The following is an 11,378-nucleotide window of genomic DNA, read 5'->3' on the forward strand; positions in this document are numbered from 1 at the left end:
ATCTTTGTCAATAATCTGGGGCAGCTAATGAGCTGCCTGATTATTAAATATATTTAGTGACTACTACTCTTCACTATCAAACCAACCACGAATAAACTGAATCGATAGGAAAAGGGTGATCAACAATAAGAAATACAGCACATAGCTGGCGATTGGCCAAGCAGGCGTCGCATTTTGCTCGACCTCTTTCATTGATGTCATATTGCGGAACTCATCAAACATCACCAAGCGCCAACCGTAATATTTAACCTGCACACTCTTTTTGTCGACCGCAAAACTTTGTGCTCTTGCCTGTAAATCAGCTGAGTTAAATTTAAAATAGAACGGGAAACCCCAGCGGGTATCTTCATTACGATAGACCATCACTTTATCATTTTGCGGATTCTGGGTATAAATGTAGTACACATCGCGAGTCGGGCCATCTGCCGGATTGGCTTTGGTGATTGGGCCGTCTTTATCGACTCGCTTCACCTCCACCCCAGTGATATGCGCTACATCGTAGTGCGGAAAATAAAAATTGACTGTCGCAAACAAGACAACATGGATCAATAAAGTGACTGCAATAAAAAAGAGTTTAGTCACACTGCGAAAACTGAGTTTAGCCATACCTTATCCCTCGGTTAATGATGAATCTGTCAACACACTGACATTAAACAAACGTTCAAAATTTTGTGTGGTAATCTGTGCCAATTCTACCGCACTTACCCCTTTTAGTACTGCCAGATATTCGCACACTTCGCGCACATACGCCGGCTGATTCTGTTTGCCACGGTATGGCACCGGCGCTAAATACGGCGAATCGGTTTCCACCAACAGTCGATCGAGCGGTACGGTTTGGATCACATCACGAATCTCTTGTGCGTTGCGAAACGTAATAATGCCGGAAACCGAAATATAGAACCCCAGTTCCAGCGCCTGATCCGCCATCCATTGATTTTCAGTGAAACAGTGTAACACGCCACCGCACTGCTGCGCTTGCCCCTGTTGCAGCAACGCCATCGTATCTTCTCTTGCTGCACGCGTGTGAATAATCAACGGTTTGTTCAGTTGCTTGGCGATCTCAATTTGTTGGCTGAAAATCACTTGCTGTTTTGCTTTGTTTTCGACGCTGTAATAATAATCCAAACCGCACTCGCCGATCGCGACCACCTTTGGATCTTGCGCTAAGCGCTGCATTTTTTCAGCATCAAAATCTTCATCTTCCACATTTAACGGGTGCACGCCACAAGAGAGCGACACCTCGTGACGATGCGAAAGTGCGGTCTGTAGCCGTTCAAAACCGCTCAAGGTGGTGCTGATCGACAGCAAGTGCTGCACATCACGCGCTTTGGCTTTATCCACCACCTCGTCCATGTTTTTATGTAATTTTTCATAATCCAAACTGTCTAAATGACAATGGGAATCGACAATAAACACTTATACCTCAATCTGTTTTTCAAAAACATCACTAATTAATTTGCTTAAACAATCCAACACGATCAACTCTTGGTTAACGGCATTGATTTGTGCAAAATCCTGTCGCAATTGTGAAACCAGCTGGTTCCCCTGCAAAAGTGCGGTCTGCGATAAACCTTGGCTAAATTGCTCAATGCCGTTGGCAATATCGTGGTTGATCCAACCCTGTTTGATCTGCAATTTACACTTCAGGCTATCGCTAAAAAATGCCGACAGCCAATTCAGTTGACGTTGCAGCAATATTTCATCTTTAAAGGCAAACTGCTGTAAAAACGGTTCCAGTTGGCGATTTTGGTAAAACAACCAAAATTGGCGCAAAAACTGTTTTCGCAGCGGTAACCAGCCCCGTTGCAACGCATTCAACGCCGCTAACGGGCGGTTATAATTCACCCGAAGTGCGGTGGCAATCTCTTCGTCCGCTGCAGAAAATTGTTGTTGTAACCATGTTGTCGCCAATGGCACCGACGGTGCAATCAGGGTTTGGACTTGGCAACGACTGTAAATCGTCGGCATCAGCGGTGCCGTAATATCGGCTAACAACACAAAATAGGTTTGATCGGTTGGTTCTTCCAGTGTTTTCAACAACGCATTCGCCGCAGCTTCACTCAACAGCTCGATCGTCGGCAGATACACCACTTTGTTGCCGTCTTGACGAGCATACTGCTGTAAATTAGCGATTAACTCGCGCACTTGATCGATACCGATATTTTTCCCGTCCTGCAACAGCAAGCGATGTAAATCCGGGTGATTGCCACTGTCGAATAGTTGGCAGTGCTGACAATGCCCGCAAGCTTGCAATCCCGGCGCTGTCTGACATAGCAATCCTTTAGCGATCGCATTCAGTAAGGTTTCACTGCCCAATCCCGGTTCACTTTTAAACAACAACGCATGATGCCCGTGACCGGCAGCAAAAGCTGCGTCTAATTGCTGAAACAGTGGCGCAAACCAAGGGTACATGGTTAGTTATCCTGTTTGACCAGCCAAGCGCAAACCGCACTTTGCACATCGGCAGCGACTTGTGCCATCGATTGCGACGCATCAATCAGTACCGCATTCGGATCAGTCGCAACTAATTCTAAATAACGTGTTCGGGTGCGCTGGAAAAAATCCAGTTGCAGCTGTTCGATCCGATCCAGCTCGCCACGACTTCTGGCACGACTTAACCCCAGTTCGGGATCGATATCCAGATACAGCGTCAGATCGGGTTTGAAATCGCCCAGCACGGTATCACGCAACGTTGCCAGCAAAGTGCGGTCAATTTGGCGCCCGCCGCCTTGGTAGGCTTGCGACGACATGTCATGCCGATCGCCCAACACCCATTTTCCGGTTCGTAATGCCGGACGAATCACGTTATCAACCAATTGAATCCGTGCCGCATACAACATCAATAATTCCGCTTTATCGCTGATCACCTCATTGCCGTCGCCGAATTTAATCAGCTCACGCAATTTCTCCGCCAATGGTGTGCCGCCCGGCTCACGGGTAAATTCAACTTGCGAAATACCATTCGCCTGCAATGCCTTCAGCACCGCCTCACGAGCGGTGGTTTTACCGGCACCTTCTAAGCCTTCGAGCACAATAAATTTACCGCACTTTTGCATCTTAATTTCCATTTTTTTGCGAACGCAGCCATTTTAGATATTGCTGCACTGCTTGGTTATGTTCCGCCAGACTGTTGCTGAATTTATGCCCGCCGCTGCCGTCCGCCACGAAGTAAAGTGCGGTTGTATCAGCAGGATGCGCCACCGCCTGCAAAGAAGCTTCATTCGGCATCGCAATCGGCGTCGGCGGCAAGCCGTCGATTTGATAAGTATTATAGGCGGTTTTCTCGTCCAAATCTTTGCGCCGGATATTGCCTTGATAATTATCACCCATGCCGTAAATCACGGTCGGATCGGTCTGCAAGCGCATACCGCGTTTCAAACGGTTAATAAACACCGCCGCTACTTGCGGCCGTTCAGACGCCAGTGCGGTTTCCTTCTCCACAATCGACGCCAAGATCAACATTTCATACGGATTTTTCAGCGGCAAATCCTTATCCCGTTGTTGCCACGCCTTGTCCAGCGCCTGCTGAGTGCGCTGAATCGCTCGTTGCAGCAAGCCCACATCAGTGGCATTAACCGTATAATGGTAAGTATCGGGATAGATCCACCCCTCCAAATTTTTCAGGGTTTGCCCTTCTACCGGTGCCAAACCTAACAAATCAAACACCTGCGCTTCGGATTTCTCGCCCAATTGCAACTGCAAGTGCGGTGCTGCCGCCAACGTCTGACGGATCTGCTTGAATGTTTCGCCATCACCGAAGCGAATGCCAAACTGTGCCTCTTTGCCGCTGTTCAACAACTGCAACAGCTCGGTCACATTGGTTACGCCATTCAACGAATAGGTGCCGGCTTTGACCGCACTCAGCTCCGGCTGAAAACGCAATAAAAACGGGAAAAACGTGGCGTCTTTAAGCAAACCTTGTTGCTGTAAAAACTCGCCCAATTTTTTACCGGTGGTGCCGCGTTCAATCGTCAACAATTGATCAGCTTGCGCCGTGATCGGTTGCTGCGCCAGGTTTTCGATTTGCCGATAGCCCCAATAACCCGCAGCGGCAACCGCAATAAACATCAGTAAACTCAATCCCAAAAAGCAATAAATCAATTTTTTCATCATTCACAATTCTTCAAATAAATACGCCGCTAGTTTAGCAGGAAACTGCGTTTGGTGATAGCAATCTGACCACGTAATTTTTCGGCAGATTGCGTTCTAAGTTATTGTCCAATTACTAGGATCTGTTGATCTTTGTTATAATTTCAAATTTAAAGGCTTTACGGATTAACATAGTTCAGTCAAAATAACTCTGTCACTTATTATATGCTTGGTCTATACAAAAGATTAGATAAAATAGAGGGAAATCATGCAACAGACAATATGTTTAAATATGATCGTTAAAAATGAAGAAAATATTATTCAAGATACCCTACATAATATTATCCAACATATTAACATCGATTATTGGGTGATTGCAGATACCGGCTCTAGTGATAATACGATTAAATTGATTACCGATTTTTTTGCTGAAAAAAAGATTAAAGGTGAAATTCACCGACATGATTGGCTGAATTTTTCACACAATCGAAATTTAGCACTGAATTTGTGCCAAGGAAAATCAGATTATATTTTTATCTTTGATGCCGACGATCGTTTCAACGGCTCATTTAAACTGCCGAATTTAATCGAAGACAGCTATTATTTTTTAATGTCAAACCAAGGCACAGAATACCAACGCCCATTATTAATCAAAAATAATGGTCAATTTTTTTGGCGCAGTGTATTGCATGAATTTTTGCAATCCAAACAAAAAAATCCCTCAAAAGCACTAATTTCAGGCGACTATCACATTGTATCCGGACGCTTTGGACATCGCAGCCAAGATCCGGAGAAATATTTGAAAGATGCCAAACTGCTCGAAGCGGCATATCAGCAAAATGAAGATGAGGATTTAAACCCCCGTTATGCTTTTTATTGTGCTCAATCTTATCGAGATGCAGAACATTACCAGCAAGCGAGCGAATGGTATCTAAAACGAATTGAATTAGGCGGTTGGATTGAAGAGGTCACCTGCGCCTATGAATCCTTGGGAATCTGTTATGAACACTTGAATGATAATAAATCCGCTATTTATTATTGGCTTGCCGGTTATGATTATAATTCGAATCGGATAGAGTGCTTGTATAATGCCGTTCGATTATTACGAATTCAAGGAAAGTGTAAATTAGCTTATCAACTTGGGATAATTGCTAAAAATATTCCTTTCCCCAAAAATGATATTTTATTTGTTAAAAAATCCATCCATGATTTTTGGATTGATTTTGAGCTATCTATCAGTGCTTATTATGTTAATGATTTCCAATTAGGCTATCAATGTTGTAAAAAAATCTTATTTTCTCATCCTGAGCCGCATATCAGAGATATTACAATTAATAATTTAAAATTTTATCAGCAGCAGGCGGCTCAAGATTCAGTATCAGAAATAAATAAATTATTGGATAAATTAACCGCTGATCTATCACCTAAAAATAACGTAACTGCCACAGAAATAATTGAATATTTAAAATCACTGTGACTAAAAAGCCGTGCCAATATAGATTGACACGGCTTATTCATAGCAGCAAAACTTAGTTAGCCGAGATCACCACACGGCGGTTTGGACGCAGGCAGTCGCGCAATGCTTGCCCTTGTTCTGTTTCGCAAGCTACTACCTGATCAGCTTTACCACGCCCAACCGCTGTCACTTGATCAGCTGCAAAGCCTTTCGAAACCAAATAGGCTTTCACCGCATCGGCACGTTGTTGCGACAATGCTTGATTGTAGCTGTCGGAACCTAAGCGATCGGTATAGCCGTCCACAGTCACGCTTTTACTACCACTTTCAGTTAACCCACGCGCCACCTCATCAATCACTGATTTGCCTTTGGCACTCAAAGTTGCTGAATTAAAATCAAACAAGAAATCACCGGACAGTTCATACTGATTGTTACAGCCGGTTGGTTTCCAGAAAAACGATTGGGCGTTCATCTCTTTGTCAAATAATACTTTAAATTGACAAATTTTATGTTCACCGTTTTGGCGGTAGTTGAACACATAATCCCATTCACGCACGGCGAATAAACCTTCGCTAAAGTGCGGTCTGCCGATCAGATAATACAGCTGATCTTTGTTCATGCCTTTTTCGATCATGCGCACGTTATCCCAGTTCGGCCAAATCCCATACTGCGAACCGCTGAAATTCACACCGGCATCTTCCACTTTCGGCCACACCGGTTGATCAGTCGTGCCATCGGATTTAACATCGCTCAAACGACAGCCCGCTAATGCGACTGCAACGGCCAGTGGTAGCGCATACTTCACTAACTTTAATTTCATCTCACCATTTCCTTTTTGTTGACCGCACTTTGCACCACGTTGTCCAAAGTGCGGTTAAGATTTATTACCACTGATAACCAACACCGATACTGGCACTGGTATCTTTCTCGCTATTGGTGGCTCCCGTCAGTTTCACAATAACCTTGCCGTTATCACTGATACGGGAAACCCCTAACGCCATCGCATTTTCACCACGATGAGTACCGCCAGCAACAGCAACCATTGAGTGTCCCGGCAAATAAGCCTGTGGCAAGCCCGCTGCTGCCATCGCAGAAGCCGTACCTGCACTAGCACGATTGTCAACTTTGTTGATACGATTATTGATAGTATTGTTAACCGCACTTAACTGGTTCACATTCACCGCATCGGTGCCCTCCACTCCCGGCGCGACGTTAGTGATTCGGTTACCACCATTATTCAAGCCGTTAGATGTCAACGAAACCGTACCGTTATCTCCGCCAGTAACAGTCACACCGTTGTTGCCTACTGTTGTGTTGCCTGTTTTAATACTGGTGAAATTAGGGGTATCGCTCATTTTCACCGTGATATTGCCATTGCTATCAGCTGAAGTAGAGATGTTATTACCATCACCTTTAATCCCAATAGTACTACCCAGTCTAGCAACATAGCTGCCACTATCAGTTTCAAAGGTTAACGGTTTTTGTACTCCGGCAGTTAAATTACTGATTGCGGCTCCGACAGTATGCACCGTCACACTATTGCCACTGGATGGATTTCCGTCGGTTACAGTATAAGTCGGTGCAGTAATATTGCCGTTTACATCGACAGCTGAACCACCACCTAACGTAGCCGCCACTGCTTTAGTGTTGTTGTATAATTGGCTACCGTTTACAGCATCACTACTGGTCGCCGAGATGTTTCCGTTAGCCAGCCCACTGATTTTATTGGTGCTTGAATCAGTTACCACCGTGCCAACTGTCGTTTTATCAAAACTGACGACTTTTGCCGTAGCCACGCTATATTCCACGCCGCCATTGGCATTGGTAGCCGTTGTCACTTCAATATTATCACCGGCAACAACTGAACTCTGCGCCTGAGCCTGCTGTTGGATCTTATACAGCTGGCTGCCATTGACTGCGTCCGTGCTGGTTGCCGAAATATCACCCTCTGCAACACCACTGATCTTATTACCGCCAGCATTAATGCCGGTCGTACTAATACTGACATCACCCACGCGCAAACCGTCTTTGCTTAGTGCGACTTTGTCTGATACGGCTACGCCATTTTGATTCAACACAGTATCGCCGGCAGTCACACTGTCAATATTCAGGTCTTTGGCTGTTGCCACATTGTAGATGGTCTGTCCGTCCTTACCTTTACTTTCGGTAACAACAATATTATCCCCTTGTGTTATTTCCGTTGCCGCAGCCGCCGCTGCTTTCTTCACATCATTTAACTGCGCAACATTAACCGCATCGCTGTCGTTAACACCGGCTGCCACGTTGGTGATGGCATTGCCGCCATTGTTTAATCCGGCGTTGGTTAAGCTGACTGTGCCGTTAGTGCCATCGTTGATAGTTAGCCCAGTATTGTTTAGCACACTGTTGCCTGCAACAACGCTGTCCACAGTCAGATTATTCAGTGTAGCAATACTGATTTGATTGCCGTTTTGAGTCACGGCAATATTTTTACCGGCATCTATCGTCACGGTTTCGCCCGGTGCAACTTGTTCGACACTGCTACCTGACACTTCACCGTCAGAAGCACTGCTGGTCAAATTGAAGCCTTGGTTGGCGATGTTGCTGACTGCTTTAAGCTGATCTTCTGTCGCCGCCTGACCGCTGGTGATGTTATCCGCATTCCAACTGGTGTTGCTTAAGCCGCCGATAGTGCCGCTATCACCGTTGATGGTCACCGGTTTAGCAGTGCCAATCGTGACATTATTCGCTAATCCTAACTGAACGCCATCTGCTGTTGTAGTGCTAATGATGTTATTGTCACCTTTAACATTAATGGTAGCGCCCAAGGCAAAATTATTACTGCTGCTGCCATCACCAAAGTTGATCCCTTTGACAATATTCGCTGCATTGGTCGCAATATCTGCGGTGTTCTGCGCAATATTAGCACTGTTAGCCGCGACATTTTGGTTAGTCGCATGCAACTGACTACCATTAACCGCATCGGTTGAAGTTGCATTCAGTTCACCTGCTTTAACATTCGTCAAGTTCACCGGCTCACTCGCCGAAGTGCCACCCAGTGTAATGCTGTCGTGTGCATCATTATCATAGACTACTGCATTCGGCACTGCGACATTGTATTCCACACCACCATCAGCATTAGTATCCGTCGTCACAGTGACATTATCACCAGCCACGACCGTGCTGTGAGCCGCCGCAGTCGTTCTAACTTCCTTTAACTGTGCAACATTAACTGCATCGCTATCGTTAATACCGGCTGCCACGTTGGTGATGGCGTTACCGCCGTTGTTTAATCCGCTGTTAGTCAAGCTGACATTATTTGCTCCACCGGTGATGGTGATACCGTCAGTATTGATCGTGGTATTGCCTGCAACAACGCTGTCAACCGTCAAATTTTTGTTTAATGCGATTTTCACACTGTCTGCGGTTGCTGTCGTCGTAATATTATCATCACCATTGATTGCCACTTTGCTACCCAGCAGTTTTTCATCCGTGCTGCCATTGTCGCCACTAAAAGTTAAGCCTTTACTGTCAACCGCACTTTTCGCATCGACCCCTTTTTGAATGTTATCTTTGGTGGTTTGGGTTAAATCCAGTGCATAATCAGTGATATTGGTGGTGCTATCTTTCTCCGCTTTAACCACACTGACCGCACTTTCATTTGCCGCAGAAACGCTGGCGCCATCGGCATTGACGGTGTAAATCGTTTGATCGTTTGCCCCTGTTGCTGTTGTTACTGAGCTGACATTGGTACCGGCAGCCACTTCACTTTTCGCTGCAGCGGCTGCGGTTTTTACATCACCGATATTGGCGGCATTGCTGTCCACATCGCCGCCACTGGCGACATTGGTTATCTGGTTGCCGCCGTTATTTAACCCGTTATTGGTTAAACTAACCGGACTATTCGCACCACCATTGATTGTTATGCCAGCGTCATTGAGCAACGTATTACCGGTGGTAACACTATCTAAATTAATATTTTTGGCTAACGCTAACTGCACCCCATCTGCTGTTGTAGTGCTCGTGACATTGCTGTCTCCTTTAACATTAATGGTATCTCCTAACTGATATTGCGTGCTTGTCGCACCATCGCCAAAGTTAATCCCTTTTTCGATTTCTGCTGTATTCTGTGCAATATTTTTAGTGTTGTTAGCAACATTTGTATTAGTCGTATGCAATTGGCTGCCGTTCACCGCGTCAGTTGAGTTTTCGTTGACATCTCCGGCTGCTACATTCGTGATTTTATCTCCACCGACATCCAAACCGTTTGCCGTGCCGGTTAAGGTTGTGCTGTTATTTGCGTCACCTACTACCACAGAACCGGCATTGACCGTATTCGCACTGACACTGTTCAGCCCTGTTAGGTCTTTGTTCAACGCCACTTTTACGCCATTTTTATCAGCGGTTGTAGTGATGTTTTCATCGCCATTGACCGCAACTTGGCTACCTAACAGTTTTTCATCGCTGCTGCCACTGTCGCCGGTAAAGGTTAAGCCTTTACTGTCAACGGTCTCTTTAGCATCAACTCCTTTTTGAATGTCATCTTTGGTCGCTTGGGTTAAATCCAGCGCATAATCGGTGACATCATTGCCTTTGTCGCTGGCTGTCGCCACAATCGCTGTTGAACCCGTTACCGTTGCTTTTTCCGCATTGACGGTATAAGTCGTGGTGTTGTCATCCACTTCAGCTGTCACTTTGGTATTATTGCCCGCAATCACTTTCGCGACTTTCTGGTTGGCTGCTACTTGGTTGAGCTGACTCATATTTACCGCATCGGTGTCATTTTCACCCGCAGCAACATTACTGATTTTATTACCCGCCACATCAATACCACTCGAAGTGATACTCGGACCATTGTTAATGCTTAATCCATCGCCGTTGATCACCGTGCTACCAACGCTGACCTTATCAAAAGCCACTTCTTTCGCCGTCGCAATTTTAATGCCACCGTTGTCAGCTGTTAGCTCAATATTGTCACCGGTTACAAAGTTGGCGTTATTACTGTCTTTCGTCAGCGTTTTCACTTCAGCACCATCAATTTGTGTTACCACAGTTTGAAGTGCAGTATCGGCTTTAGCTAAACTAGCTTTGCTCGCCTCTGACAAATCCACTTTATAGTCAGTGACGTTATTCACATCCGACGCACCAGGCTCTACCGTGACTGCACTTGAACCGGCTGAAGCCGTGGTGCCTTTGGCATTAACAGTGTAAACAGTTTGGTTATCAGCACCTTTGCTTTCGTCCACAGAAACCACATTGGTACCCGCTTTCACTTCGCTTTTCGCTGCCGCTGCTGCGGTTTTTACATCACCGATATTGGCGGCATTGCTGTCCACATTGCCGCCACTGGCGACATTGGTAATGCTATTGCCGCCGTTGTTTAATCCGGTATTAGTCAAGCTGACATTATTTGTTCCGCCAGTGATGGTGATACCGTCAGTATTGATCGTGGTATTGCCTGCAACAACGCTGTCAACCGTCAAATTTTTGTTTAATCCAATTTTCACACTGTCTGCGGTTGCCGTCGTCGTAATATTATCATCACCATTGATTGCCACTTTGCTACCCAGCAGTTTTTCATCCGTGCTGCCATTGTCGCCGCTAAAAGTTAAGCCTTTACTGTCAACGGTCTCTTTAGCATCAACTCCTTTTTGAATGTCATCTTTGGTCGCTTGGGTTAAATCCAGTGCATAATCAGTGATATTGGTGGTGCTATCTTTCTCCGCTTTAACCACACTGACCGCACTTTCATTTGCCGCAGAAACGCTGGCGCCATCGGCATTGACGGTGTAAATCGTTTGATCGTTTGCCCCTGTTGCTGTTGTTACTGAGCTGACATTGGTACCGGCAGCCA

General features: G+C 45.6%; 8 protein-coding genes. 1 reads left to right on the forward strand and 7 read right to left on the reverse strand.

Features of this window, described 5'->3' with window-relative positions; genetic code table 11:
• Window positions 1-63: 63 nt before the first annotated feature.
• From FHQ30_RS11890 to mltG, 5 genes are read right to left on the reverse strand one after another with little or no spacing between them, the layout of a single operon-like run.
• Window positions 64-606 (reverse strand): DUF1523 family protein, encoded by a 543-nt coding sequence (locus FHQ30_RS11890; protein ID WP_139612248.1) that lies wholly within the window; start codon window positions 604-606, stop codon window positions 64-66.
• A 3-nt stretch (window positions 607-609) separates the two neighbouring features.
• Window positions 610-1,416 (reverse strand): YchF/TatD family DNA exonuclease, encoded by an 807-nt coding sequence (locus FHQ30_RS11895; RefSeq protein WP_139612247.1) that lies wholly within the window; start codon window positions 1,414-1,416, stop codon window positions 610-612.
• Entirely contained in the window at window positions 1,417-2,412 is a 996-nt protein-coding gene (gene holB, locus FHQ30_RS11900) for a DNA polymerase III subunit delta' (RefSeq protein WP_139612246.1), read from the reverse strand.
• Window positions 2,413-2,414: 2 nt separating this feature from the next.
• Window positions 2,415-3,068: a dTMP kinase gene (gene tmk, locus FHQ30_RS11905; RefSeq protein WP_139612245.1), complete on the reverse strand. Its 654-nt coding sequence runs from the start codon at window positions 3,066-3,068 to the stop codon at window positions 2,415-2,417.
• Window positions 3,058-4,110 (reverse strand): endolytic transglycosylase MltG, encoded by a 1,053-nt coding sequence (mltG, locus tag FHQ30_RS11910; protein ID WP_139612249.1) that lies wholly within the window; start codon window positions 4,108-4,110, stop codon window positions 3,058-3,060. The genes tmk and mltG overlap by 11 nt, the downstream gene beginning before the upstream one ends.
• A 247-nt stretch (window positions 4,111-4,357) precedes the next feature.
• On the opposite strand from mltG, the gene FHQ30_RS11915 reads away from it, so the two are divergent.
• Window positions 4,358-5,566, forward strand: a complete 1,209-nt coding sequence (locus tag FHQ30_RS11915) for a glycosyltransferase (protein ID WP_139615092.1) — start codon at window positions 4,358-4,360, stop codon at window positions 5,564-5,566.
• 52 nt (window positions 5,567-5,618) lie between these two features.
• Here FHQ30_RS11915 and FHQ30_RS11920 read toward each other — a convergent pair whose 3' ends face one another.
• Window positions 5,619-6,365 carry an OmpA family protein gene (locus tag FHQ30_RS11920; RefSeq protein ID WP_139611941.1) on the reverse strand — a complete coding sequence of 249 codons (747 nt, stop codon included), beginning with the start codon at window positions 6,363-6,365 and terminating at the stop codon, window positions 5,619-5,621.
• Between the two features lie 64 nt (window positions 6,366-6,429).
• A partial coding sequence (locus FHQ30_RS11925) for a beta strand repeat-containing protein (RefSeq protein WP_176552670.1) occupies window positions 6,430-11,378 on the reverse strand: 4,949 nt, incomplete at its 5' end.

The sequence above is a fragment of the Testudinibacter sp. 'clade 2' genome (assembly GCF_006227735.1).
Classification (GTDB): domain Bacteria; phylum Pseudomonadota; class Gammaproteobacteria; order Enterobacterales; family Pasteurellaceae; genus Chelonobacter.

Bases quoted from the DNA above. Each gene is read 5' to 3' on its own strand.
- tmk (WP_139612245.1), bottom strand. From the start codon at position 3,068: ATGGAAATTAAGATGCAAAAGTGCGGTAAATTTATTGTGCTCGAAGGC.
- holB (WP_139612246.1), bottom strand. From the start codon at position 2,412: ATGTACCCTTGGTTTGCGCCACTGTTTCAGCAATTAGACGCAGCTTTT.
- FHQ30_RS11890 (WP_139612248.1), bottom strand. From the start codon at position 606: ATGGCTAAACTCAGTTTTCGCAGTGTGACTAAACTCTTTTTTATTGCA.
- FHQ30_RS11915 (WP_139615092.1), top strand. From the start codon at position 4,358: ATGCAACAGACAATATGTTTAAATATGATCGTTAAAAATGAAGAAAAT.
- mltG (WP_139612249.1), bottom strand. From the start codon at position 4,110: ATGAAAAAATTGATTTATTGCTTTTTGGGATTGAGTTTACTGATGTTT.
- FHQ30_RS11920 (WP_139611941.1), bottom strand. From the start codon at position 6,365: ATGAAATTAAAGTTAGTGAAGTATGCGCTACCACTGGCCGTTGCAGTC.